This window comes from Candidatus Pelagibacter sp. HIMB1746 (assembly GCF_052047555.1).
GTDB lineage: Bacteria > Pseudomonadota > Alphaproteobacteria > Pelagibacterales > Pelagibacteraceae > Pelagibacter.
On record NZ_JBNAJZ010000001.1, the window covers coordinates 375,055 to 400,816 of the forward strand.

The 25,762-nt window shown below is 30.3% G+C and carries 30 protein-coding genes and 5 tRNA genes; 23 read left to right on the forward strand and 12 right to left on the reverse strand.

Going from position 1 to position 25,762, the window contains the following annotated elements; genetic code table 11:
• Positions 1–12: 12 nt before the first annotated feature.
• A complete protein-coding gene (locus tag ACTTBM_RS02050) occupies positions 13–693 on the reverse strand; it encodes an HAD-IA family hydrolase (RefSeq protein WP_440634520.1) in 681 nt (226 codons plus the stop codon).
• A 69-nt stretch (positions 694–762) separates the two neighbouring features.
• Between ACTTBM_RS02050 and ACTTBM_RS02055 the strand changes: the two genes are divergently transcribed.
• From ACTTBM_RS02055 to rpsD, 9 genes are read left to right on the forward strand one after another with little or no spacing between them, the layout of a single operon-like run.
• Positions 763–1,386 carry a DapH/DapD/GlmU-related protein gene (locus tag ACTTBM_RS02055; protein WP_440634521.1) on the forward strand — a complete coding sequence of 208 codons (624 nt, stop codon included), beginning with the start codon at positions 763–765 and terminating at the stop codon, positions 1,384–1,386.
• 3 nt (positions 1,387–1,389) lie between these two features.
• Positions 1,390–3,210 (forward strand): glutamine--fructose-6-phosphate transaminase (isomerizing), encoded by a 1,821-nt coding sequence (glmS, locus tag ACTTBM_RS02060; RefSeq protein WP_440634522.1) that lies wholly within the window; start codon positions 1,390–1,392, stop codon positions 3,208–3,210.
• 35 nt (positions 3,211–3,245) lie between these two features.
• The gene (locus ACTTBM_RS02065) at positions 3,246–4,625 is read left to right on the forward strand and encodes a class II 3-deoxy-7-phosphoheptulonate synthase (RefSeq protein WP_440634523.1); all 1,380 of its coding nucleotides are present in this window, start codon (positions 3,246–3,248) and stop codon (positions 4,623–4,625) included.
• 39 nt (positions 4,626–4,664) lie between these two features.
• Positions 4,665–5,402 (forward strand): NAD(+) synthase, encoded by a 738-nt coding sequence (gene nadE / locus ACTTBM_RS02070; protein WP_440634524.1) that lies wholly within the window; start codon positions 4,665–4,667, stop codon positions 5,400–5,402.
• A gap of 45 nt (positions 5,403–5,447) precedes the next feature.
• On the forward strand, positions 5,448–6,803 hold the full coding sequence (gene cysS, locus ACTTBM_RS02075; protein ID WP_440634525.1) for a cysteine--tRNA ligase: 1,356 nt from the start codon (positions 5,448–5,450) through the stop codon (positions 6,801–6,803).
• Entirely contained in the window at positions 6,800–8,401 is a 1,602-nt protein-coding gene (gene cimA, locus ACTTBM_RS02080) for a citramalate synthase (RefSeq protein WP_440634526.1), read from the forward strand. Before cysS ends, cimA begins: the two co-directional genes overlap by 4 nt.
• A gap of 2 nt (positions 8,402–8,403) precedes the next feature.
• A complete protein-coding gene (locus tag ACTTBM_RS02085; protein WP_440634527.1) occupies positions 8,404–9,267 on the forward strand; it encodes an urea carboxylase-associated family protein in 864 nt (287 codons plus the stop codon).
• A complete protein-coding gene (locus ACTTBM_RS02090; RefSeq protein WP_440634528.1) occupies positions 9,267–9,980 on the forward strand; it encodes an RNA methyltransferase in 714 nt (237 codons plus the stop codon). Before ACTTBM_RS02085 ends, ACTTBM_RS02090 begins: the two co-directional genes overlap by 1 nt.
• A gap of 40 nt (positions 9,981–10,020) precedes the next feature.
• On the forward strand, positions 10,021–10,638 hold the full coding sequence (rpsD, locus tag ACTTBM_RS02095) for a 30S ribosomal protein S4 (protein ID WP_440634529.1): 618 nt from the start codon (positions 10,021–10,023) through the stop codon (positions 10,636–10,638).
• A 9-nt stretch (positions 10,639–10,647) separates the two neighbouring features.
• Here rpsD and grxD read toward each other — a convergent pair whose 3' ends face one another.
• The 9 genes from grxD to sfsA are packed head-to-tail and all read right to left on the reverse strand — an operon-like array spanning position 10,648 to position 17,867.
• Positions 10,648–10,980 carry a Grx4 family monothiol glutaredoxin gene (gene grxD / locus ACTTBM_RS02100; protein WP_262589070.1) on the reverse strand — a complete coding sequence of 111 codons (333 nt, stop codon included), beginning with the start codon at positions 10,978–10,980 and terminating at the stop codon, positions 10,648–10,650.
• Positions 10,980–11,210, reverse strand: a complete 231-nt coding sequence (locus ACTTBM_RS02105; RefSeq protein WP_440634530.1) for a BolA/IbaG family iron-sulfur metabolism protein — start codon at positions 11,208–11,210, stop codon at positions 10,980–10,982. The genes grxD and ACTTBM_RS02105 overlap by 1 nt, the downstream gene beginning before the upstream one ends.
• On the reverse strand, positions 11,210–13,402 hold the full coding sequence (gene purL / locus ACTTBM_RS02110; protein ID WP_440634531.1) for a phosphoribosylformylglycinamidine synthase subunit PurL: 2,193 nt from the start codon (positions 13,400–13,402) through the stop codon (positions 11,210–11,212). The genes ACTTBM_RS02105 and purL overlap by 1 nt, the downstream gene beginning before the upstream one ends.
• Positions 13,399–14,082 (reverse strand): phosphoribosylformylglycinamidine synthase I, encoded by a 684-nt coding sequence (gene purQ, locus ACTTBM_RS02115; protein WP_440634532.1) that lies wholly within the window; start codon positions 14,080–14,082, stop codon positions 13,399–13,401. The genes purL and purQ overlap by 4 nt, the downstream gene beginning before the upstream one ends.
• 3 nt (positions 14,083–14,085) lie before the next feature.
• Positions 14,086–14,328, reverse strand: a complete 243-nt coding sequence (gene purS / locus ACTTBM_RS02120) for a phosphoribosylformylglycinamidine synthase subunit PurS (protein WP_440634533.1) — start codon at positions 14,326–14,328, stop codon at positions 14,086–14,088.
• Complete coding sequence (purC, locus tag ACTTBM_RS02125) at positions 14,325–15,110, reverse strand: phosphoribosylaminoimidazolesuccinocarboxamide synthase (RefSeq protein WP_440634534.1); 786 nt, start codon at positions 15,108–15,110, stop codon at positions 14,325–14,327. Before purC ends, purS begins: the two co-directional genes overlap by 4 nt.
• Positions 15,110–16,402 carry an adenylosuccinate lyase gene (gene purB, locus ACTTBM_RS02130; RefSeq protein ID WP_440634535.1) on the reverse strand — a complete coding sequence of 431 codons (1,293 nt, stop codon included), beginning with the start codon at positions 16,400–16,402 and terminating at the stop codon, positions 15,110–15,112. The genes purC and purB overlap by 1 nt, the downstream gene beginning before the upstream one ends.
• Before the next feature lie 3 nt (positions 16,403–16,405).
• Complete coding sequence (map, locus tag ACTTBM_RS02135; protein WP_440634536.1) at positions 16,406–17,176, reverse strand: type I methionyl aminopeptidase; 771 nt, start codon at positions 17,174–17,176, stop codon at positions 16,406–16,408.
• Positions 17,169–17,867, reverse strand: coding sequence for a DNA/RNA nuclease SfsA (sfsA, locus tag ACTTBM_RS02140; RefSeq protein WP_440634537.1), 699 nt, complete (start codon positions 17,865–17,867; stop codon positions 17,169–17,171). Before sfsA ends, map begins: the two co-directional genes overlap by 8 nt.
• A 20-nt stretch (positions 17,868–17,887) precedes the next feature.
• Between sfsA and ACTTBM_RS02145 the strand changes: the two genes are divergently transcribed.
• The 6 genes from ACTTBM_RS02145 (at position 17,888) to ACTTBM_RS02170 (ending at position 21,384) form a co-directional block, all read left to right on the forward strand.
• Positions 17,888–18,637, forward strand: coding sequence for a competence/damage-inducible protein A (locus ACTTBM_RS02145; protein WP_440634538.1), 750 nt, complete (start codon positions 17,888–17,890; stop codon positions 18,635–18,637).
• Positions 18,637–19,038: a gamma-glutamylcyclotransferase family protein gene (locus ACTTBM_RS02150; RefSeq protein ID WP_440634539.1), complete on the forward strand. Its 402-nt coding sequence runs from the start codon at positions 18,637–18,639 to the stop codon at positions 19,036–19,038. The genes ACTTBM_RS02145 and ACTTBM_RS02150 overlap by 1 nt, the downstream gene beginning before the upstream one ends.
• 5 nt (positions 19,039–19,043) lie before the next feature.
• Positions 19,044–20,336: an NAD(P)H-dependent oxidoreductase gene (locus tag ACTTBM_RS02155; RefSeq protein ID WP_440634540.1), complete on the forward strand. Its 1,293-nt coding sequence runs from the start codon at positions 19,044–19,046 to the stop codon at positions 20,334–20,336.
• Between the two features lie 44 nt (positions 20,337–20,380).
• A tRNA-Leu gene (locus tag ACTTBM_RS02160) sits at positions 20,381–20,466 on the forward strand.
• A 4-nt stretch (positions 20,467–20,470) separates the two neighbouring features.
• The gene (locus tag ACTTBM_RS02165) at positions 20,471–21,241 is read left to right on the forward strand and encodes an NAD kinase (protein ID WP_440634541.1); all 771 of its coding nucleotides are present in this window, start codon (positions 20,471–20,473) and stop codon (positions 21,239–21,241) included.
• A gap of 5 nt (positions 21,242–21,246) precedes the next feature.
• A complete protein-coding gene (locus ACTTBM_RS02170) occupies positions 21,247–21,384 on the forward strand; it encodes a hypothetical protein (RefSeq protein WP_440634542.1) in 138 nt (45 codons plus the stop codon).
• A 9-nt stretch (positions 21,385–21,393) separates the two neighbouring features.
• Here the strand turns inward: ACTTBM_RS02170 and ACTTBM_RS02175 are convergent.
• Positions 21,394–21,469: transfer RNA gene (locus ACTTBM_RS02175), tRNA-Thr, on the reverse strand.
• Between the two features lie 33 nt (positions 21,470–21,502).
• On the reverse strand, positions 21,503–22,246 hold the full coding sequence (gene rlmB / locus ACTTBM_RS02180; protein ID WP_440634543.1) for a 23S rRNA (guanosine(2251)-2'-O)-methyltransferase RlmB: 744 nt from the start codon (positions 22,244–22,246) through the stop codon (positions 21,503–21,505).
• A gap of 130 nt (positions 22,247–22,376) precedes the next feature.
• Between rlmB and ACTTBM_RS02185 the strand changes: the two genes are divergently transcribed.
• The 8 genes from ACTTBM_RS02185 (at position 22,377) to rplA (ending at position 25,760) form a co-directional block, all read left to right on the forward strand.
• Positions 22,377–22,462 (forward strand) — tRNA-Tyr (locus ACTTBM_RS02185).
• 46 nt (positions 22,463–22,508) lie between these two features.
• Positions 22,509–22,582: transfer RNA gene (locus ACTTBM_RS02190), tRNA-Gly, on the forward strand.
• A gap of 48 nt (positions 22,583–22,630) precedes the next feature.
• Positions 22,631–23,821 (forward strand): elongation factor Tu, encoded by a 1,191-nt coding sequence (gene tuf, locus ACTTBM_RS02195; RefSeq protein ID WP_440634544.1) that lies wholly within the window; start codon positions 22,631–22,633, stop codon positions 23,819–23,821.
• Between the two features lie 10 nt (positions 23,822–23,831).
• Positions 23,832–23,907, forward strand: a tRNA-Trp gene (locus ACTTBM_RS02200).
• 17 nt (positions 23,908–23,924) lie between these two features.
• Positions 23,925–24,116 (forward strand): preprotein translocase subunit SecE, encoded by a 192-nt coding sequence (gene secE, locus ACTTBM_RS02205; RefSeq protein ID WP_262589088.1) that lies wholly within the window; start codon positions 23,925–23,927, stop codon positions 24,114–24,116.
• Entirely contained in the window at positions 24,116–24,646 is a 531-nt protein-coding gene (gene nusG, locus ACTTBM_RS02210) for a transcription termination/antitermination protein NusG (protein ID WP_262589089.1), read from the forward strand. Before secE ends, nusG begins: the two co-directional genes overlap by 1 nt.
• Complete coding sequence (rplK, locus tag ACTTBM_RS02215; protein ID WP_262589090.1) at positions 24,646–25,071, forward strand: 50S ribosomal protein L11; 426 nt, start codon at positions 24,646–24,648, stop codon at positions 25,069–25,071. Before nusG ends, rplK begins: the two co-directional genes overlap by 1 nt.
• The gene (gene rplA, locus ACTTBM_RS02220; RefSeq protein WP_440618335.1) at positions 25,071–25,760 is read left to right on the forward strand and encodes a 50S ribosomal protein L1; all 690 of its coding nucleotides are present in this window, start codon (positions 25,071–25,073) and stop codon (positions 25,758–25,760) included. Before rplK ends, rplA begins: the two co-directional genes overlap by 1 nt.
• The last annotated feature ends 2 nt before the right edge of the window (positions 25,761–25,762 follow it).

The following is a 25,762-nucleotide window of genomic DNA, read 5'->3' on the forward strand; positions in this document are numbered from 1 at the left end:
AATTAATCAATATTAAAGATATTCAGATATGATTTTTTCAGTACCAACAAAATCTTTTATTAGGTGATTATGGTATATTTCATCAGATTTTTTTTCAGTATATCCATCCTCAAGCAATATCATTGGAATATCTGCAGCTTTTGCAGAATTAGCATCTGTTTCACTATCTCCAATCATAATAGATTTTTTTAAATCACCATCTAAAATTTCTATAACTGTAGTCAAATGTCTTGGATCAGGCTTACAATAATCAAATGTATTATATCCCGCTACATATTCAAAATAATCATAAATTCCAATTTTTTTTAAAAGATCAACAGCGAGATGCTCAGTTTTGTTAGTACATACAGCCATAGAGATATTTTCATTTTTACACCAATTTAAAAAATCTTTTGTGCCATTAATTAAAACACTTTCTCTTAGAATATTTTTGCCATAATAAGATATGAACTCATCAGTCATATCACTTTTAACTTTTTCATTAATACTGGTCAGTTCTTTTTTTGCTTGGCTCCATATTGACCTACCAATCATAGCACCCGCACCTTTTCCAACTGAACTTTTTAAATCATTTAGTGATTTCGTAGGGTATCCAAATTTTTTCATTACATGATTATGAGCAAGCATCAAATCTGGTGCTGTATCAACCAATGTTCCATCTAAATCAAATAATACAGTAAATTTTTGTTTCATATTAAAAGTATTTTAAAGAAATAATTTGTGAATTAATTAACATATATACTTAATGTAAAGAAAATCTAGATGAAACCTACGAAGCAACAAAATAATCAAAACAAACTTCGAAATAAGTTTTTAAAAGCTGGTGTTAAAATGACAGGTCCTGAAACTATTTTTTTTTCAAATGACACTAAAATTGGTAAAGGTGTTAGAATTGAACCATATGTAGTAATTGGTTCTAAAGTTAAAATAGGAAATAATGTAGTAATTAAATCTTTTTCACATTTAGAATCTTGTAAAGTAGAAAATAAAGTTGAGATAGGTCCTTATGCAAGAATTAGACCCGATACAATTCTTAAAGAAGGTTCAAAAGTAGGTAATTTTGTAGAGATTAAAAAATCAACTGTTGGAAATAAATCAAAAATTAATCATTTATCTTATGTCGGAGATAGCGATATTGGCAAGATGGTAAATGTTGGTGCCGGAACAATTACTTGTAATTATGACGGTATAAAAAAAAATAAGACAATAATTAAAGATAAAGTATTCATAGGATCAAATTCATCTTTAGTAGCTCCTGTAAAAATTGACAAAGAAAGTATTGTTGGTGCAGGGTCTGTAATAACAAAAAATGTTAAAAAAAAAACTCTTGCACTAACCAGATCTGTACAAGTGGAAATTAAAAATTATAAAAGAAAGACAAAATAAATTATGTGTGGAATTATAGGAATATCTAGCAATAAATCTGTTTCTGCAAATATAATAAATTCTCTAAAAAAACTTGAATATAGGGGTTATGACTCTGCTGGGGTTGCAACTTTATTTGATGGTCAGTTAAATGAAGTTAAATCTGAAGGAAGAGTTGATAATTTAGAACAAAACTTTGATCTAAAATCTTTAAAAGGAAATATAGGGATAGGACATGTCAGATGGGCTACTCATGGAATTCCTAATAGTATTAATGCTCACCCACACTCATCAGAGAATGTGTCTGTTGTCCATAATGGAATAATAGAGAACTCAACAATTTTAAAAAAATACCTAATTAATAAAGGCCATGCTTTCAAATCTCAGACTGATACCGAGGTAATTGTTCATTTAATTACAGAAAATTTAAAAACTATGGAACTTGAAGAGGCATTAACCAAAACTTTAAAACAACTTCATGGAAGTTTTGCATTAGGTATAATTTTTAAAGATATGCCTGATTTGATTGTAGGGGCGAGAAGAGGATCGCCATTAGCTGTTGGTTATGGTCCAAATGAAAATTATCTAGGGTCAGACTCTTATGCTTTAAAATCCATGACAAACAAAATTACTTATCTTGATGATGGAGAGTTTTGTATTGTTAAAAAAGATCAAGTTCATTTTTATAATGAAGAGGGCAAGAAAATTAACAAAAAAATTTTAGAATTATCATCTAATGAGTCAACTTATGATAAGGGTGACTTTAAACACTTTATGGCTAAAGAAATAGAAGAGCAGCCTGTAACAATTAAAACTGGAATCAAAGAGTATTTAGATAGTGTAAATAATGAGATAAATATTTTCAATTTTCCATGGAAAATTAACGAAATTAAATCAGTTACTTTAATTGGTTGTGGTACAGCTTATCATTCATGTTTAATGGCAAAATATTGGTTTGAAGAATTAACTTCTTTAGATGTTAATATAGATATAGCTTCTGAGTTTAGATATAGAAAAAATAGATTTAAAAAGGATAGTTTATATATTTTTGTTTCTCAGTCTGGTGAGACTGCAGATACTTATGCGGCCTTGGATCTTTGTAACGAAAATAACATGAAAACATGTGCGGTAGTTAATGTAATTGAAAGTTCTATAGCAAGAGATTCAAATTTTGTTTTACCAATTCACTGCGGACCTGAAATTGGGGTTGCATCAACAAAAGCTTTCTTAGGTCAAATACTTGTTTTATATATTTTAGCTTTAAAAATTGGATCTTTATCTGGTGAAATTGATAAAAAAAATTATCAAGAAAAAATTAAAGATCTTAAAAGTTTACCAAGCTTAATAGAAAAAACTTTATTAATAGATAATGATATTCAAGCAATCTCTTCAACATTCAATGAAGCTAAAGGATCTATGTTCCTTGGAAGAGGTTTCTCTTTCCCAATAGCTTTAGAAGGAGCATTGAAACTAAAAGAATTGTCTTATGTTCATGCAGAGGGTTATCCAGCTGGTGAAATGAAACATGGACCACTTGCATTAATAGAAGAGGGGATGCCAGTTGTTGTTCTAGCACCAAGAGATAGTTACTATAAAAAAACAATTTCAAACATGCAGGAAGTTATAGCAAGAGGCGCTAAAGTTCTTTTAATTACAAACAAAAGCAAGGATGAAATTTTTTCGGAGAATATTTGGGAAACTATTGAGGTTGAAAATACTAATGATGATTTATTACCATTCCTTTTAACAATTCCACTTCAAAAGCTTGCATATTATTCAGCTTTGAAAATGGGTTATGATATAGATAAGCCAAGAAACTTAGCCAAATCAGTCACAGTTGAATAAAGTTTAAACTCTGCTAAAACACCCCTAGGTTGAATATGAAAAATTGGAAAAAAAATAGTTGGAGAAAATATCCGGTTAAACACATACCGGAGTATCCAGATAAAAAAGAACTAAATAAAGTTTTAGATAAAATTGGAACTTTTCCACCTTTGGTATTTGCTGGAGAGACTAGGCACCTAAAAGATCAATTAGCAGATGTTGTAGATGGAAAAGCATTTTTACTTCAGGGTGGAGATTGCGCAGAGAGTTTTGCTGAATTTAACCCTGATAATTTAAGAGATACATTTAAATTAATTTTGCAAATGTCTTTAGTTTTAACTTACTCAGCTTCTTTACCAGTTGTCAAAGTTGGAAGAATTGCTGGTCAATTTTCAAAACCAAGAAGTTCTCCAGTTGAAAATAAAGATGGTGTGGAGCTTCCTAGTTATTTAGGTGATAACATAAATGGAATGGAATTTACCGAAAAAGCAAGAATTCCTGATCCAAAAAGATTATTTAAAGCTTATTCTCAATCTGCATCAACTCTAAATCTTATAAGAGCATTTTCAAAAGGAGGTTTTGCAGACTTGAACAAAGTTCATTTATGGAATTTAGGCTATATTAAAAAAAGTCCAGAAGCCAAAAAATTTAAAGATATAGAAGATAAAATTGCAGATGCCATAGCATTTATGCGAGCTTGTGGAATAACATCAGATTTTAACAATAGATTATACACTGTGAATTTTTGGACATCACACGAAGCTTTATTGTTACCTTTTGAAGAGGCAATGACTAGAACAGATTCTACTACAGGTGAGAACCATGATACCTCAGCTCATTTCGTTTGGATAGGAGACAGAACAAGACAGCTTGATGGAGGACATGTAGAGTTTTGTAGGGGGATTGAAAATCCTATAGGTATTAAATGTGGACCAACTTTAAAACCAGATGATTTGATTAATCTTTGTAACAGAATTAATCCAAAAAATGAAAAAGGTAAGATAACTTTAATTTCAAGATTTGGAGCAGATAATGTTTCAAAATTTTTACCAAAATTAATTAGAGCAATAAAAAAAGAAGGATTGAATGTAATTTGGTCTTGTGATCCATGTCATGGAAATACAATTAAAGCTGCAACAGGTTTCAAAACTAGACCATTCAACAGTGTACTAAATGAAGTAAAAAATGTTTTTGCATGTCACCAAAGCGAAGGAAGTTATGCAGGAGGTCTTCATATTGAGTTAACTGGACAAGATGTAACTGAATGTATTGGGGGAGCACAAAAAATTTCTGAGCAAGATCTTTCATCAAGATACCATACTCATTGTGATCCTAGGTTGAATGCTAATCAAGCTTTAGAATTAGCTTTTATGATTTCAGATGAGATTAAAAAGAATAGCTCATATTCTAAAAATGCAGACAGAGCGGCATCTTAAGACATTGTAAAATCTCTATAATAAAATATTTTATAAATTATGAACGCCTCAGAAAAAGTTAAGTTTATATCTAGTTGGATTAAAAACTATGTAGACAATATGCCTTCAAAGGCCGAGTCTCTTGTTATAGGAATATCCGGAGGTATTGATTCATCTGTTTCTAGCACCTTAAGTGCTATAACGGGTTTGAAAACAATAGTTTTGTCGATGCCAATTAAACAAAAATCACATCAACATGATTTAAGTTTAAAACACCAGGAATGGTTAGTAAAAAATTTTAAAAATGTTGAAGCACATACAATTAATTTAGATGAGTTGTTTTTGGCATTTAGTTCAAGTTTATCTAAATTTGACAACGAGCATGGAATGGCAAATTCTAGAGCAAGATTAAGAATGACTACTCTTTACCAAGTAGCTGCAGCTAATAAAGGAATAGTAGTTGGAACTGGTAACAAAGTAGAAGACTTTGGTGTTGGTTTTTATACAAAATATGGAGACGGTGGAGTGGATATTTCACCAATAGCGGATTGTAATAAAACTCAAGTATGGGAACTTGGAAAAGAGCTTGGAATATTAAATGAAATAATTGAAGCTGCACCTACCGATGGATTATGGGATGATGGTAGAACAGATGAGGGTCAGCTTGGTTTAAAATACGAAGAGCTTGAGGAAGCTATGGATAATCCTAAATCTTCCAATAGAGCAAAATACGAAACCATTAGAAAACAAAATTTGCATAAAATGGAGCCTATTCCAGTATGCAAAATTCCAAATTAATCAAATAGATTCACAAATCTATAATTTAAGTATATTTCTAAAATTATGAGTAATGATATTTTTTTAACAAACAATCTTACAAACAAAAAAGAAAAATTTGTTCCAATAGATGAACAAAATATAAGAATGTATGTTTGTGGACCGACAGTTTATGATGATCCTCATATTGGTAATGCTAGACCAATAGTTGTTTTTGATATCCTTTATAAAATTTTTAAGAAAAAATATTCCAAAGTTACCTATGTTAGAAATATTACAGATGTAGATGATAAAATTATTAAATCTTCAAAAGAAAATAATATTTCAATTTCAGAGTTAACAAATAAAGTTACAGAAAGTTTTGGTGAAGATTGCAATTATTTAAATTGTGAAACACCAACTCATCAACCCAAAGCAACTGAAAATATTGATTTGATGATTAAAATGGTTTCTGAATTAATCAAAAAAGGGTTTGCTTATGAGAATAACAGCCATGTTTATTTTGAGGTTAAAAAGTTCAGTGATTATGGTCAACTATCAAACAAAAAACTAGAAGAGCTAATTGCTGGATCAAGAATTGAAATAAGTGAAAATAAAAAAAATTCAGAAGATTTTGTTTTATGGAAACCATCAGCAAGTGACGAACCTTCTTGGGATTCTCCATGGGGAAAAGGAAGACCTGGATGGCATTTAGAATGTTCAGCAATGTCAAAAAAATTTTTAGGAGATGAGTTTGATGTTCATGGAGGTGGTATTGATTTAATATTCCCCCATCATGAAAATGAAATAGCGCAATCAAGATGTGCTAATGACACAAAGATGTTTGCTAATTTTTGGTTGCACAATGCATTTATTACTATGTCCAATGAAAAGATGGCAAAGTCTCAGGGTAATATTTTAAAAATAAAAGATTTTAGAAATAATATAAGTGGCCAGGTTTTAAGATTAGCTCTAATGAGTGCGCATTACAAACAACCATTAGATTGGAATAATAAGCTTTTAGAAGATTGTCAGAATACAATTAATAAATGGTACAATGTTTATGTAGATAGTAAAATCAATACAGATATCTCTGATGAAATTCTTGAACCCCTGTATGATGATTTAAATACACCAGGTTACATTGCAAATTTACATAAATTATATGAAAAAGCACAAAAAGGTGATGACAATGACAAGGCTTTATTTGTTTCTGCTTGTCAATTTGTAGGTTTATTAAATCAAAATAAAGAGGAGTGGTTAAGTTTGAAGAAAAGTAAAGCCTCTATTTCTGAAGAAGAAATATTGAAGAAAATTGACGAAAGAAACAAAGCAAGAGAGAAAAAAAATTATGAAGAAGCTGATAAAATTAGAAATGTACTCTCAGACAAAGGTGTTTTAATAGAAGATAAAGATGGTAAAACGATTTGGAAATTTAAATGAGTAAAGAGCAACTTTATATATTTGATACAACTTTACGTGATGGTGCACAGACACAAGGTGTAGATTTTTCTATCGATGATAAAGAGAAAATTTCATCTGCATTGGATTTGTTAGGAGTAGATTATGTTGAAGGAGGATGGCCAGGTGCTAATCCAACAGACACAGAATTTTTTAATAAAGATCATAATTTTAAATCAACTAAATTAACTGCGTTTGGTATGACAAAAAAATCAGAGCATAGTGCTGAAAATGATCCAATGTTATCCTCGTTAATAAATTCAAAAAGCTCATCTGTTTGTTTATTTGGTAAATCATGGGATTTTCAAGTGAAAGTTGCCTTAGGAATAACTAACGAACAAAATTTAACGAACATAAGTGAAAGTACAAAACATATAGTAAAATCAGGTAAAGAATTTATGTTTGATGCTGAACATTTCTTTGATGGTTTTAAATCGAATCCAGAATACGCTTTGACTTGTTTAAAAGCTGCGTTTGAAAATGGAGCTAGATGGATTGTATTGTGTGATACTAACGGTGGAACACTCCCACATGAAATTTCTAAAATTGTAACTGAAGTAACCAAACATATTCCGGGAAAAAATTTAGGAATACACGCTCATAATGATACTGAAAATGCTGTTGCTAATAGTCTTGCAGCAGTTCAAGCTGGCGTAAGACAAGTTCAAGGTACTATAAATGGATTAGGTGAAAGATGTGGTAATGCAAACTTGATGTCATTAATACCCTCATTCTTCTTAAAGAAAGATTTTTCTGATAGATTTGAATTAAGTATCAAAAGAGATAATTTAAAAAATTTAACTCAATGCTCAAGATTACTAGATGAAATATTAAATAGAAAACCTAACAAACATTTACCTTATGTTGGTGCATCAGCTTTTTCTCACAAAGGTGGAATGCACGTATCTGCAGTTCAAAAAGATCCAAAAACTTATGAGCACATCAATCCTGAAGAGGTTGGAAATTCTAGAAATATTGTAGTTTCAGATCAATCAGGACAATCAAATATAATGTCTAGATTAAATTCAATTGGGATTAACGTTCAGAAAAGTGACCCAAAAATAAAAAAACTTTTAGATGAAGTAAAAGATAGAGAGTTCATTGGCTACAGCTACGATGGTGCAGATGCATCTTTTGAATTACTTGCAAGAAGATTGATGGGAGAGATACCAAGATATATTTCAATTAATGAGTATGATGTTTCAGTAAAGAAAGATAAAACTGGAGAGATTATATCTTATGCTAAAGCTCAATTAGAAGTAGATGGAGACAAAATTTTATGCGAAGGACAAGGAAACGGACCTGTTAATGCTTTAGATAATGCAATCAGAAAGAATGTAAATAAACTTGCTAAATATTCTGAGTATTTGAAAGATTTAAGACTTGTTGATTACAAAGTTAGAATTTTAAATACAGGTACAGAAGCAGTTACAAGAGTTAGTATCGAAAGCACAGATGCAAAAGGAGTGAACTGGTTCACAATTGGAGTATCACCTAATATAATTGACGCCTCATTTAAAGCTTTAGTGGATAGTTTAGATTATAAATTATTTAAGGATAAAGCGCCTGGAAGTTTATAAAAATGAAAATTAAAAAATTTTCAGAAAAACCAACAGATATTGATAGTAGAATAGGTGCAAAACCTATTGTTTGTTATCCAAATACCACAATTGAAGATAAAAATTTAAAGATTCTACATTCTGCAAGAGAACATTTGATTAAAAAAGATGAAGTAATCATACCTCCAAGAGATGCAAAAACGTTCGAGGTAAAATTTGGTGAGTTTTTTAGAATTGAAAGTGTAGATGGCCCACAAGTTGGAGATCTAAATTTATTTAATTTAAATAATTTAGAGGAAAAATTTTATTCAGGAAAAACAAGAGCTTTATATGGAACGCATCTTTCTGTTGGAGACAAAATGTTTAGTAGTTTTCCATATCTAAGATCTTTGGCTACAATAACTTGGGACAGTTTGGATTGGTATGATTATGACAAAGATGGTGGCTCTGTCCATGATGTAATTGGTACTAGATGCGATCCTTATACTTCAAAACTTTTAAGCGATAATGATTACCACTATTGTTGTCATTCAAATCTAACAAGAGCACTAGTTAAAGAAAAAAATGTTCAATTAGACCATGCTGAAAAAATAGTTCATGATGTATTAAATGTATTTATGCTTACTGGTTTTACTAATGATACTAAACAATACTTTATGAAAGCTAGTCCGGTTAGACCAGGGGATTATCTAGAATTTTTTGCTGAAACAGATTTGTTGGGAGCTCTTTCTGCTTGTCCTGGGGGAGATTGTGGATCAGAACACTCTTCTGATGTTGCAAAATGTTATCCTTTAAAAGTTACCATTTGGTCAGTAGATCCTAAATATTTAAACAATATCAAACCATCTGTTACTTCTAACTACAACAGAAATCATGGCATTGATTAATGTCAGTTAAAAATATTTCTTTCATTTTACATAAGCCTCAGCTTTCAGAAAATATTGGAGCTTGCGCAAGAGGAATGAAAAATTTCAATTTTCAGAAATTAGTTGTTGTAGATCCTAAACCAATATTTCCTAACGATAAAATTTTAGCAACTTCTGTTGGTGCAAAAAATATTATTAATAAAGCAAAGAGTTATGAAAATTTAGAAAGGTCTTTAAAGGATATTGATATAGTTATCGCAACATCCGCGAGATTTAGAAACAAAAATATAAAGCACATTCAATTAGAAGATTTAAAAAAAATTAATTATAAAAAAAAGATAGCTTTCCTATTTGGATCAGAAGCATCAGGTTTATCTAATAATGAGATTAGTTATGCCAATTATACCCTTCAAATTCCAACAAATCCTGATTTTAAGTCATTAAACCTCTCTCATAGTTTGATAATTATTGCTCAATATGTATCAAGTATTCTTAATTCAAAAGTGACCCCTTTTAATAAATCAAATAAAGTAAAATCTGCCTCTAAAAAAGAGATTGTTGCTATGGTTAATTTATGTATTCAGAATCTTGAAGAGATTAATTTCTTTAAATCAAAAGAGAAGAAGCCAATAATGCTAGAAAACCTAAGAAATATCTTTTACCGGATGGAATTATCATCAAAAGAATCGCGTATTTTATCTAGTGTATTTGCAAGTTTAGGCAAAAAACGTTGATTGACAAAAGTAAGAGTAAGTTTATAAAGCCCACTATTAAATGACAAAAAGATTAAACTCTAAACATAAAGTAGATAGAAGATTAAAGGTTAACCTATGGGGTAGACCAAAAAGTCCTTTTAATACTAGAGCATATGGACCTGGTCAACATGGTCAAACAAAAACATCTAAGCCTTCAGATTATGGTGTTCAGCTACAAGCTAAGCAAAAATTAAAAGCATATTATGGAAATATTAACGAAAAACAGTTTAGAAATATTTACAAAAAAGCAGTTATGCTTAAGGGTGATACAGGTGAAAATTTAATCGGTCTTTTAGAGAGAAGACTAGACGCTATTATTTATAGAGCAAAATTTGCAACTACCATTTTTTCAGCTAGACAATTAATCAATCACGGTCATGTTAGAGTAAATGGCAAGAAAGTTAATATTGGAAGCTATTCAGTAAAAGAAGAGGACACAATTGAAATTAGAGATAAATCTAAACAATTAGCAATCATTGATATCGCTCTAGCAAATAAAGAAAGAGAAACACCAGAATACATCCAAATGGATGAAAAGAACAAAAAATTGAAATTTGTAAGAATTCCTAAATTTGAAGAAGTTCCTTATCCAGTAATAATGGAACCCAATCTTGTAATTGAATATTACTCTAGATAATTTCTAAATTTAATTTTTAAAATTAATACCTTTATCTTCAAGAACTTTTTTAAGTTCTCCGTTTTCGTACATTTCTTTTACGATATCACATCCACCAACAAATTCTTTTTTAATATATAATTGAGGTATTGTTGGCCAATCACTGTAAACTTTAATACCTTCTCTGATGTTTTGATCTTCTAAAACGTTTACTCCTTTGAAATTTACTTCAAGAATTTTTAACATGTTTGAAACAGCCATTGAAAAACCACACTGTGGAGCATCTGGAGTTCCTTTCATAAATAAACAAACATCATTGTTGTCTATATGATTTTGAATTATATTTTTTGTATTATCGTCCATTATTGCTCCTTTGTTTTAATTGCTAGGGCATGTAATTCATTTCCCATACGTCCTTTTAGAGAATTATATACCATTTTATGTTGTTCAATTTTACTTTTTCCTGAAAATTGAGAAGAAGTTACAGTCGCAGAATAATGATTTCCATCACCCGCTAAATCTTGAATTTCTACAATAGCATCAGGCATTGCTTCTTTAATTAAACTCTTAATTTCTTTTAAATCCATTGCCATTAGTTACTCATATAATCTGTAAGCCACTTTGTATTTGAACTTGTTAATTCGTCAATTGTAACTTTTGTCTTATCATCAAAATATAGTTCATTTTCACTGATTGTACCAAGTTCATCAAAATGAACAGCATTTTTATTCAATATATCTGTGACTTTTTTTAAATCTTTTTTACTAACCTCAATAATGTAACGCCCTTGATCTTCACCAAAGAAATATTCCAATTCATTGATTAAATATTTTGGTTTATTTAAATTTATTCCTTTTTTACCTTTGATGCACATTTTGGCTACCGCTGTAATAATTCCACCTAAAGAAACATCATGAGCACTTTTGATTAGATTGCTTTCGATAAGTTTCAACAAAGTCTCTCCATTATTTTTTTCATTAAATAAATTTATTTCAGGAGGAGGACCATTTTTTTCATCTAATATATTTCTTGCAAATAAAGTTTGATCTAAATGTCCCTCTGTTTTTCCAATAACTAAAACCACATTATCAATCTCTTTAAAATCCATAGTGATCATTTTATTATAATCCTTTATCAAACCTACACCTCCAATAGCAGGAGTTGGCTTTATACCTTCATCTTTAGTTTGATTGTAAAAAGAAACATTTCCTGAAACTACTGGGAATTTTAAATATTCACTTGCTTCACCAATTCCCTGAACACATTCGACAAACTCACCCATATTCTCCTCATTTTCAGGGCTTCCAAAATTTAAACAATTAGTAATAGCTATAGGTTTTGCACCAACAGCAATTAAATTTCTAAAACTTTCACAAACAACTTGTTTTCCACCAGTAAGAGGGTGAGCCCAACAATATACAGCAGAACTGTCGACTGAAGCAGCTACGGCTTTATTTGTTCCATGCACTCTCACAACTCCAGCATCTCCACCTGGTTTTTGAATAGTATCACCCATAACCGTATGATCATACTGCTGCCAAATCCAATCTTTGCTACAAATGTTTGGGTTTGCTAAAACTTTTTTCAGAACATCTATAATTTTGAAATTTTTTAAATCTTCTTTTTTAATTTTATTCTTTTTAGGTAGCTTTGCTTTTTTCCATTTACGATCGTACATAGGTGAATTTTCGACTAATGTATTTACAGGGATGTCTGCTACCTTTTCATTGTCAAAGTAAAGTTGTATTTTTTTTGAATTAGTAGTTTTGCCAATTACTGCAAAATCTAAATTCCATTTATCAAATATTTTTTTTGCTTGTTTTTCTTTTCCATTTTCTAAAACAATCAACATTCTTTCTTGGCTTTCAGATAGCATAATTTCATAAGGTGTCATCTTAGTTTCTCTGCAAGGAACTTTGTTTAAATTTATTTCAATTCCAAGATTTCCTTTTGATGCCATTTCTATACTTGATGATGTTAATCCAGCAGCTCCCATATCTTGTATAGCTATAATTGAATCTCCAGCCATTAATTCTAAACAAGCTTCCAGTAAAAGTTTTTCAGTAAATGGGTCTCCAACTTGAACAGTGGGTTTCTTTTCCTCTATTTTGTCATCAAAACTTGCTGAAGCCATGCTGGCTCCATGAATTCCGTCTCTACCTGTTTTTGAACCAACATAAATAACTGGCTTGTTTAAACCAGCTGCTTTTGAGTAAAAAATCTTATCTTTTTTAACCAAACCCAAGGTCATTGCATTAACCAAGATATTTCCATTATATGAACTATCAAAACTTGTTTGTCCCGCAACAGTTGGAACACCCATACAATTTCCATATCCTCCAATTCCATGAACTACACCTCTTAAAAGATTTTTTGTTTTTTTGTGTTGAGGGGAACCAAAATGAATTGAGTTTAAATTTGCAATAGGTCTAGCACCCATTGTGAACACATCCCTCATAATCCCACCAACGCCAGTTGCTGCACCTTGATAGGGTTCAATAAAAGATGGGTGGTTATGGCTTTCAATTTTAAAAACAATGGCATCATTATCTTCAATATCAATAACACCAGCATTTTCTCCAGGACCTTGAATAACTTTTTTTCCTTTTGTAGGAAGTTCTTTCAAATGCAATCTTGAAGATTTATATGAGCAATGCTCATTCCACATTGCAGAAAAAATACCAAGTTCAGTAATATTTGGTGTTCTTTTTAATAATTCACAAATTTTAGCATATTCATCTTTTTTTAAACCATGATCAATAGCTACTTGTTCGTTTACTATCATTTTAAATTGTTAATTAAATTATTAAAAAAAATTGAACCATCTTCTCCTGATAAACAATTATCAATCATTCTTTCAGGATGAGGCATCATCCCTAAAACATTTTTTTCTTTATTAAAAATACCAGCAATATTTTTAATTGAACCGTTTGGATTGAATTGTTCTTCTATTTTTCCATTTTCATCACAATAATTTATTGCAACTTGTTCGTTATCTTCAATTTCTTTTAATTGAGCTTTGGTACAAAAATAATTTCCTTCATTGTGAGCAATATGAAATTCCAAAACATCATTTTTAATATTATTAAAATAATTATTTGTTTTATTATTAATTTTTACGAATACATTTTTGCAAATAAATTCTAAATATTTATTTCTTAATAACACACCGGGAACCAGTCCAGTTTCAACTAATATTTGAAATCCATTACAAATTCCCATTACCATACCACCAGAATTGGCGAAATTAATGACTGACTTCATAATTTTAGACTTAGATGCCATGCTCCCACATCTTAAATAGTCACCATATGAAAAACCTCCTGGTAATACAATTAAATCACTTTTTGGAAGTTCAGAATCATCATGCCAAACCATTTTATTCTTAAATCCAAATTTTTTTAGAGCAACATCCATATCTCTATCGCAATTGGATCCAGGAAAAGTAATGACAGATGATTTCATTAATTACTTTAGATCGATAATTTTATAGTTTTCAATTACAAGATTGGCTAAAAGTTTTTTACACATTTCTTCAACTTTATCTTTAGCTTTTTTTGGATCATTTTCTTTTGTATCAATTTCAAAATATTTACCTTGTCTAACTTCATTAACATCATCAAAGCCCATGCCATCTAAAGTTTGATGAATAATTTTACCTTGTGGATCTAGCACATCTTTTTTTAAAGTGATTACTACTGAGATTTTCATTTCTTCTTTCTCTTAACAGATGATAATTTTGTTACATTCACGGCACTTACATTGGATTGTTCATGCAAAATACCTAATCTTTTAGCAACTTCTGTGTAGGCTGGAATTAAATCACCTAAATCTTTTCTAAATCTGTCTTTATCAAGTTTTTTATCAGTAATACTGTCCCAAAGTCTGCATGTATCTGGGCTAATTTCATCTGCCAGAATTACTTCTTGCTTCCCATTAGATTTTAATCTTCCAAATTCTAATTTAAAATCTATCAACTTAATTCCAACTCCTCTAAACATACCAATCATAAAGTCATTAATTCTCAAAATCATTTTTTTAACTTTTTCAATTTCGTTCTTGCTGGCCCAATCGAAAGCTATTATGTGCTCTTCTGCAATTAGTGGGTCACCTAGTTTGTCATCTTTTAAGCAGTATTCAATTAATGGTTCTTTTAAAACAGTTCCATCCTCAATACCTAGTCTTTTAGTGATAGATCCTGTTGCAACATTTCTAACAATAAATTCAATTGGAATTATCTCAACTAGTTTTATTATTTGTTCACGCATATTTAATCTTTTCACTAAATGATTTTTAATTCCTATTTGAGATAAATTTGAGAGAATATGTTCAGATATTCTATTGTTTAAAACACCTTTGCCTTCAATTGTAGTTTTCTTTTGATTATTGAATGCCGTTGCATCGTCTTTAAAATATTGAATAACTAAATTTTTATCATTTGTTGCATAAATGATTTTTGCTTTACCTTCGTATAGTTTTTTTCCTTTTTTCATTATTTAAAAACTCTTCTAAAGATCAAATTCACATTTTTAAAGTGTTTTGCGTAACTAAAAATTGATTTAAGCCTTTTTGTTGTAATTTTGCTCATAATAAACTTATCATCAGATATCACATCAAATAAGTTTAGGTTTTCCGCAAAACATTTTTTTGCATATGATTGAACCATTCTGTAAGATTTTTCTCTACTTAAACCTGATTTAGTTAACTCTAGCATAACTTCTTGAGAGAAAATTAGCCCTTTTGTTATATTCAAGTTTTCCAACATTTTTTTTGGATAAACAATCATATTGTCCAAAATATTTGTTAATCTAACCAATGCAAAGTCTGTTGTAATATTTGCATCAGGACCAATGTTTCTTTCAACACTTGAATGTGAAATATCTCTTTCATGCCATAGTGCTATATTTTCTAAAGCTGGTATCACAGCACTTCTAACCATTCTTGCCAAACCAGTTAAGTTTTCACTTAAAATTGGATTTTTCTTGTGAGGCATCGCGGATGATCCTTTTTGATTTTTCGAAAAATACTCTTGTAATTCATAAACTTCTGTTCTTTGCAAATGTCTTATTTCAATTGCAACTCTCTCAATTGATCCTGCAATAATACCTAAAACAGAAAAATAAAATGCATGTCGATCTCTTGGAATTACTTGTGTTGAAATGGGTTCAATTTTTAAACCTAATTTTTTTGCAACATGTTTTTCTACATTAGGGCTTATATTTGCAAAAGTCCCAACGGCTCCTGATATTGCACACGTGGATACCTCGTCTATTGCATCTTTGAGTCTTCTTCTGTTTCTTTTAAATTCCTCATAAAAAGAAGCTAATTTTAATCCAAAAGTAACTGGTTCAGCATGAATTCCATGACTTCTTCCCATACATGGAGTCATTTTATATTTTTTTGCTTGCTTCTTAAGTACTTTTAAAATTTGATCGATATCTTTAAGAATTATTTTTCCAGATTGAACTAATTGAATATTTAAACTGGTATCAAGTACATCTGAAGAAGTCATACCTTGATGTAAATATCTTGCTTTAATTCCTGCTTTTTCTGTAACAGAGGTAAGAAATGCTATAACATCATGTTTAACTTCTGATTCAATTTTATTTATTCTATTGACATTGATAACTGCTTTTTTTCTAACAATCGAAGCTACTCCTCTTGGTATTTGACCAAGTTTTTCCATAGCCTCAGCAGCTGCAACTTCTACATCTAGCCAAATTTTATATTTATTTTCCTCTGACCAAATATCAGTTAGTTCTTTTCTAGAGTATCTTTTAATCATTAATTATAAGTATGGAGGCTTTGAATAACCTTTAGCAGATTCTGTAAAGATTTCATAACCATTTTCAGTAATTCCTAACGTATGTTCAAATTGAGCTGATAAAGATTTATCTTTTGTAACAGCAGTCCAACCATCATTTAACATTTTAACATCATATTTACCTGAATTTATCATAGGCTCTATTGTAAAAGTCATTCCAGGTTTTAACTCTGGTCCTGAGTTTTTACTTCCATAATGTAAAATGTTTGGTGGTTCATGAAATGTTGTGCTTATACCGTGACCACAAAAATCTCTAACAACAGAGTATCCTTTTTGTTCAACAAATGATTGAATTTCGTAACCAATATCACCTAATTTAACTCCTGGTTTTAAAATTCTAATTGCTCTCATCATAGACTCGTGAGTAGCATCTATTAGATTGTTTAATTTAATTGGTGTTTTACCAATGCAAAACATTCTACTGGTATCACCATAATGTTCATCTACAATTGCAGTAACATCAACATTGACTGCATCACCATCTCTTAAAACTCTATCTGAAGGAATTCCATGACATACAACATGATTTAACGAAGTGCATAAAGATTTTGTAAAACCTCTATAGTAAAGTGGAGCAGAGTGTCCTCCGTTATCTCTTATAAACTCATATCCCAATTTATCTATGTAGTCTGTAGAGACACCTTCCTTAATGTTATCAGTTAACATATCAAGTGTCCTTGCTGCTAAATCACCAGCAATTCTCATTTTTTCAAATTTTTCTTTATAATCACTCATTTAAAATTTTAAGTTTTTTATCTATAATAATTTTTTTTGAACTTATATCACATCTATAAGCTAAAAAATTTACCCCAGCTCTTTTAGCTTTTTTATAATTTTCATAATATTCTTCGTCTATATCTTTAGCTATTTTAAAATATTTCATATTTTGAATTTGAACTAAAAATATCAGATAACCTTTATAACCTTTATTTATGGCATCAATAAGAGTTAATAAATGCTTAGATCCTCTTGAAGTAATGGCATCTGGAAACTCAGCAGTTTCTTTATTTCTAAATAACGTAACGTTCTTGACCTCTACAAAGCTTTTTTTATTTTTTTTTTCTAGTAAAAAATCAAATCTAGTTTCCTTATTAAAGAATACCTCTGGTTTTATTTTATCGTTATTTTTTAATTCTTTGATCAAATTATTTTCGATAGCATGATTTACTATCTTGTTAGCCATATGAGTATTGACACCTACTAAATTTTTTCTTGATTTAATTATTTCAAGTCCAAACTTTAGTTTTCTCTTAGGATCATTATTTGGTAGCAAATAAACTTCATTACCTTCATCTAATAAACCTTTCATAGAACCTGTGTTAGGACAATGAGCTGTGACAATTTCTTTACCGAGTTTTATGTCGGTAAAAAACCTTTTGTAACGTTTGATTAGTTTGCCTTTTACTAAAGACTTGGTAAATTCCATCAGTAAATTATATATTTCATATGGATAAAAAAGCAAAATTTAAAGCTTCAATTTTAATAATTGGTAATGAAATTTTATCTGGAAGAACACAAGATACTAATACATCAACGTTAGCAACTTGGTTAAATTCTATTGGGGTAAAGGTTGAGGAAGTTAGAGTAATTCCTGATGTAGAAAATATTATAGTTGAAACACTAAATTTACTTAGATCAAAATATGATTATGTTTTTACAACTGGTGGTATTGGACCTACTCACGATGATATAACAGCTCAATCAGTTTCAAAAGCATTTGGAATAAAATACGAAGTTCACAAAGAAGCTTTCAGAATTCTAGAAGAATATTATCAGCCTGGAGAATTTAATGAGGGAAGACAGAAAATGGCATGGATGCCTGAAAATGCAAATCTTATTTTAAATCCAACAAGTGGTGCTCCAGGATTTAATGTTGAGAATGTTTACTCGCTACCAGGAGTTCCTTCTATATTAAAATCTATGTTAGGTGGATTAACAAATAATATAGTTGGAGGTGAACCAATCAAAAGCTTAACTATAAGTTTAAGAACAGTTGAAAGTGAAATAGCAAGTTCATTAACAAAAGTACAAAATAATAATTTGGATGTAGAGATTGGCAGTTATCCATTTTTTCATGCTGGTAAGCTTGGTGTATCTATAGTTATTAGATCAGAAGATCAAAATAAAATTGATGATTGTAATTCGCAGATTTTAAAATTTGTAAATGAAAAAAAAATTGAGGTAGTTGAGCGCTAATGTTGTATTTTGCTTACGGTAGCAATCTTCATCATTTTCAAATGAAACGAAGATGCAAAGACAGTGTTTTTTTAAAAAAAATAAACTTAAAAGATTTTAAATTAACATTTAGAAGTAAATATAGAGCAGCAGACATTGAGCCAAAAAAAAATTCTATCGTACCAGGTGGATTGTTTGAAATTTCAAAAAGTGATGAGAAAAAGTTGGATGTTTATGAAGATTTTCCAATTTTATATAAAAAACACTATTTTTATTATTATGGAAAAAAAGTTATGACTTATACAATGGTTAAGAAATCTCCTTTTAAGTTTCCTACAGAAAGATATCTAAACATAGTTAAAAGAGGATATAGAGATTGCAAGTTAGATAAAAAATTTCTCACAAAAGCTTTACAATTTTAATTGAAATGTTTTTACACACAAAATTAGAGGATCGAAAACATCCAATAAGAGTTTCTTTTATTGGATGTGGAAAATTTGTAAGTATGTTTTTATCTCAATATTCTAACTTAAATAAAATTAAAATTGATAGCATAGTTGACCTCAACATTGATCAAGCAAAAAAAAATTGTTTAAAAAGTGGAGTAAGTGAAGAAGAGGTATCTAAAATTAATTTTTCAACTTCTCTTGATCAAATTATTGATAGAAATATTGATATCTTTATTGAAGCAACAGGAAACCCAATTGTAGGTACTGTCCATGCAACAAAGATTTTAAAAGAAAAGAAACATTTGATTTTAGTGAATGTAGAAGCGGATATCACATGTGGAAAATATTTATCAGATTTAGCTAAAGAAAATGGAGTTATTTGTTCGATGGCTTATGGTGATCAACCTTCGTTAATTCTAGAACAAATTGAATGGGCTAGACTTAATGGTTTTGAAGTTATTTGTGCTGGAAAAGGAACAAAATATCATCCAAGTTTTGAGTATTCTACACCTGATACAGTTTGGGGTCATTATGGCTTAACTAAAGAAAGAGCAGAGGATGAGTCAGGAATGAACCCTAAAATGTTTAATAGTTTTTTATGTGGTGATAAATCTGCAATTGAAATGTGTGCAGTAAGCAATGCTGCTAATCTTAAATGTCCTTCTAACGGATTAACTTTTCCTCCAGTTGGGGTTTATGATATTGCAAAAAAATTAATACCAAAAAAAGATGGTGGATTAATTGATTTTGAAGGTCAAGTTGAAGTTATTTCAAGTATTGATTTAAATAAAAAAGATATTCCTAATGACTTGAGGTGGGGCGTATACATTGTCATTAAAGCTCAAAATGAATATGTAAAAAATTGTTTTAAAGATTATGGTATGGTTACAGATTCATCTGGAAACTATTCATCAATATGGAGACCTTATCATTATATTGGTTTAGAACTTGCTCAGTCCATATATTCTATAGCGCTTGATAATAGAGCAACAGGTTATACGAAGAAATATAATGCAGATGTTGCAAGTGTTGCAAAAAAAGATTTAAAAGTTGGTGAAAAGCTCGACGGAGAAGGAGGGTTTTGTGCAAGAGGTAAATTAATTACATCTCAAAATTCGAAAAATGAAATGATTTTACCACTTGGTTTGACCGATAATGCAATATTGAAAAAAAATATCAGTAAAGATGAAATAATAAAAATTAGTGACGTTGAGCTTAATTTACCAAAAGAGGTAATAGAAGCTAGAGATTACCAATACAATTTAATATAGTTGAGTTATAAATAATTGTGGATATAACAGTGAAATTCATTAATGCCCTCGTGGTGAAATTGGTAGACACAAAGGACTTAAAATCCTTGCCGCTTGCGGAGTGCCAGTTCGAGTCTGGCCGAGGGCACCATTAAATGAACAAACTACAAATTATTTCTGATAAAAATAAGAAATCCTTAAGTATAAAAAATATTTTATTAAAAAAAATTAGTTCTAATAATTTTCAAAACAAAAATTTAACTATTGTTATAGGAGGAGATGGTTTTATGCTCCAAACACTTAAAAGAAACAAAAATTCTAATAAATGTTTCTATGGGATTAACTCTGGAAACTACGGTTTTCTAATGAATAAATTTTCCTCAAAAGATATTATAAAAAACCTTTCCAAAGCAAATATGGTTTCAATTTCTCCTTTAGAAATGATTGTAAGAAATAAAAATAATCAAATCAAAAAATCTATAGCTATTAATGAAGTTTCTGTATTAAGACAGAGCAGGCAAGCAGCATCGTTATCAATTAAACAAGGTTCTAGACAAATTATAAAAAAATTAGTTTCTGATGGAGTTTTGGTGTCTACACCTGCTGGAAGCACTGCTTACAATTTATCTGTTCATGGACCTATATTAAGTCTTCATTCAAAAAAATTATCCATATCTCCAATTAGCGCATTTAGACCAAGAAGGTGGAAAGGTAAAATAGTTAATGATAAATCTAAAATTGTTATCACAAATCTAAATCCATCGAAGAGACCCATTAGTGCAGTTGCAGATAATTTGGAAGTAAGAAATGCGAAATCTATTACTGTTAAAATAAATAATAAAATTAAGTTTAATCTTCTCTATGATAAAAATAGAAGTTTACAAAAAAAAATTAAAATTGAACAAATAAGAAAAGAAACAAATTAGATTTAATGAATAAATTTAATCCAATTATAGTAGTTGCTTTAGTTTTATTTGCAGGATTTTTTGCATTTAAATTAATGTCATTCTTTGGTTGTTATGTTCGTATCGAGAATTTTGATAAGTGTTTGAAGTTAACTGCTTGGTAAAGAAAAAAGTGGTGCCCCCGCACGGATTCGAACCGCGGACCTATTGATTACAAATCAATTGCTCTACCAACTGAGCTACAAGGGCATGCGCAATAATTATTAATTATTTGTTAAATAATCAACTCTTTTTTTTTAAATAACTTAAATGATGAAACACTATTGCTGCACTATTTGATATATTCAAACTTTCTATTTCTTCATTGATGTCAATTTTGACAAAAAAGTCTGCATATTTTCCAGTATGTTGCCTCATTCCAAACCCTTCTGATCCAAAAAGTAAAATATTATTTCCCTCCCATTTGACATCAGTAAAATCTTTTTGACCTTTTGAATCAAAACCATAAACCCAAAAATTTTTTTCTCTTAAATTTTTTAAGGTAGAATTAATATTCGAAACTTCAAAAATATTTACATGCTCCATACACCCACTCGCTGATTTATACATTAGCTTACTATCCTTTGGAAAATGTCTCTCTTTAATTATGACACCATCAATATTAAAAGATGCTGCACTTCTGATAAGTGAACCTATATTTCTTGGATCAGTAACTTCATCCAAACATACAAAGGTTAAATTATTTTTTTCTTTAATAAATTCTTTTAATTCCGGTTGATCTAAATGTTCAATTTCAGCAACATATCCATTATGCATTAATTGTTCTTTTGATGAGTATTTGTCTAACTCTTTTTTTGATTTAAAATAGACTTTTACCTCTTCAAGAAGATTTTTATTTGGATTTTTTCTATGAATATTTTTTTTAGCATCCTCTGTTAAAAACACTCTTAAAACTTTCCTATTTGGATTACGTAATGCTTCCATTACCGCATGTTGACCAACAATAAAAAAAGATGATTTATTCATAAAATTATGATGTGTTTTACACGTTTTTTAATAGTTTTTCTTAATAAATCACGTGTTGCATTTGGATAAATAAAATATATAAAACGCATGTTATTTGAAGCTATATTGAACAAGGGGACACTTCCCCAAAGGAGGGGTTCCAGAGCGGTCAAATGGGGCGGGCTGTAAACCCGTTGACTTCGGTCTTCGAAAGTTCGAATCTTTCCCCCTCCACCATTTAATATAATTTTAAATAACAATGGAGTGTTACTCTTGGGGTTGTGCGGGTGTAGTTCAATGGTAGAACGCTAGCCTTCCAAGCTGGATGTAAGGGTTCGATTCCCTTTACCCGCTCCAAGAAATTAAAGTAAGAAACAAAAAAAAAAAAACTGAGGTTAAAAAGAAATGTCAAAAGAAAAATTCGTACGAAGTAAACCCCACTGTAACATTGGGACTATTGGTCATGTCGACCATGGTAAAACAACTCTTACTGCAGCTATAACAAATGTATTAGCTGAAGCTGGTGGTGGAACAGCTGTAGCATACGATCAAATCGATAAAGCTCCAGAGGAAAAAGAAAGAGGAATTACAATTTCAACAGCACACGTTGAATATGAAACTGAAAAAAGACACTATGCTCACGTAGACTGTCCTGGTCACGCTGACTATGTAAAAAATATGATTACTGGTGCAGCACAAATGGATGGAGCAATATTAGTTGTTAATGCAGCTGATGGTCCTATGCCACAAACAAGAGAACATATTCTTTTAGGAAGACAAGTTGGTATTCCAGCAATTGTTGTTTACTTAAATAAAGTAGACCAAGTTGATGATAAAGATATGATTGAACTTGTAGAAGAAGAAATTAGAGAACTTTTAACTTCATACAAATATCCTGGAGAAACAACTCCAATCGTTAAAGGTTCGGCTTTGGCAGCAGTTGAAAAAAGAGATGATGAAATTGGAAAAAATTCAATTTTAGAATTAATGAAAGCTGTTGATGAACATATCCCGCAACCAGCTAGAGAAGTTGACAAACCATTCTTGATGCCAGTTGAGGACGTATTTTCAATTTCAGGAAGAGGAACAGTTGCAACTGGAAGAGTAGAATCTGGTGTAATTAAAACTGGTGAGGAAGTTGAAATCGTTGGAATTAAAGAAACAAAAAAATCAGTTTGTACTGGAGTAGAAATGTTTAGAAAACTTTTAGACTCAGGTGAAGCTGGTGATAACGTAGGAATTTTATTGAGAGGTATTGAAAGAACTGACATTGAAAGAGGTCAAGTTCTTTGTAAGCCTGGATCAATAACTCCTCATACTAAATTTGAAGCTCAAGCCTATATTCTTAAAAAAGACGAGGGTGGAAGACATACTCCTTTCTTTACAAAATATAGACCACAGTTTTATTTTAGAACAACAGACGTTACAGGAGAAGTAGAATTACCAGCAGGTACTGAAATGGTTATGCCAGGTGATGATGCTAAATTCACTGTTAAACTGATAACACCTATTGCAATGGCAGAAAAATTAAACTTTGCTATTAGAGAAGGTGGTAGAACTGTTGGAGCAGGAGTAGTAACTAAAATTATAGAGTAACTCTATAAATAGGAGTGTAGCTCAATTGGTAGAGCGCCGGTCTCCAAAACCGGAGGCTGAGGGTTCGAGTCCCTCCGCTCCTGCCAATTTGAGCTAAAGAATTATGAAGAACCCGATTAAATTTATTCAGGAAGTAAAACAAGAGGCTTTCAAAGTTACTTGGCCTACTTGGAAAGAAACTTTGCAAGGTGCTTTAATGGTATTTGTTATGGCGGTTGTAATGTCTTTATTTTTTCTTTTATTGGATCAGGTTCTTAAATTCTTCTTAGAATTGTTGTTAAAGGTGAGTATTTAATGAAAAATTGGTACATTGTTCAATCACACTCCAGTTTTGAAAATAAAGTTGCTTCATTAATTAAGGAAGAAGCAGATAAAGCTAAAATAAGTGAGAAATTCGAAGAAATTATAGTTCCAACTCACGATGTTACAGAGGTTAAAAGAGGAAAGAGAATTCAAAGAAAAAAAAAATATTTTCCTGGATACGTACTAATAAAGAGTGAAATGGATAACAATATTTATCATATGATCAAAGGAATAAAGAGAGTTAGTGGCTTCCTTGGATCAAAAGGTATCCCAGTACCTGTTTCTGATAAGGAAGTCGAGAAGATTTTAGGCCAAATTAAAGATGGTGTGGCTCAGCCAAAATCTGGTATAGATTACAGCGTTGGTGAAAAAGTTCAGGTTGTTGATGGTCCATTTGCGTCATTTAATGGAATGATTGAAGAAATTGATGAAGAAAAAGCTAGACTTAAGGTGTCAGTTTCTATATTTGGTCGTCCAACACCGGTAGATTTAGAATATAACCAAGTTGAGAAAGTAAGTTAATGGCAAAAGAAATTAGTGGATTTATAAAATTACAAATTAAAGGTGGACAAGCTAATCCTGCTCCTCCCGTTGGTCCTGCTTTAGGTCAACGTGGCGTTAATATAATGGAGTTTTGTAAAGCATTTAATGACAAAACAAAATCTATGGCTGGAAAACCTGTTCCAGTTGAAATTACTGTTTATAAAGATAAAAAATTTGATTTTAAAATTAAATCACCACCAGCATCTTTTTATATTAAAGAAGCTGTTAAATTAAAAGGTGGATCAAAAGAGCCAGGAAGAAATATTGTAGCTTCAATTTCAAAAAAACAACTAGAAGATATTGCTAAAGAAAAAATGAATGATTTAAATGCTCACGATATAAATGAAGCAGTAAAAATTATTGCAGGTTCAGCTAGATCAATGGGTATAGAGGTAAAAGAATAATGGCTTCAAAAAGATATAAAAAATTACCTGAAAAAACTAAAGACTTAAATGCAGAGTCTATTGAAAAATTATTACCCGAGCTTAAAAAAAACTGCACAACAAAATTTGATGAATCTTTAGATTTAAGTTTTCAAATAAATAACAAACAAAAGAAAAGTGAAGTCAACATTAGAACTGTAGTAAATCTTCCAGGAGGAACTGGTAAAAAAGTAAAAGTTGCTGTTGTTTGTGAAGATAACAAAGCACAAGAGGCAAAAGATGCGGGTGCTGATATTGTTGGTGGAGATGAATTTGTTGAACAAATCAAAGGTGGAGATTTAAACTTTGAAAAATTGATTTGCACACCAGGAATGATGATTAAACTTTCAAAATTAGGAAAAGTTTTAGGTCCAAAAGGATTAATGCCAAATCCAAAACTTGGTTCAGTATCTGAAAATATTAAACAAGCAGTTACTGATGCAAAATCAGGACAAGTTGAAATTAGAAATGATAAAGATGGAAACATTGGTGTAAGTATTGGAAAAAAATCATTCAGTGATGATCAATTATTAAAAAATTACAATGCAATAATAGATGCACTAGAAAAGGAAAAGTCTAACAACACTCTTAAAGGAGATTTGATAAAAGGTGTGTTTGCAACTTCTACAATGGGTGTTTCTTACAAAGTTAAATTAGGAAAATCGATATAGTT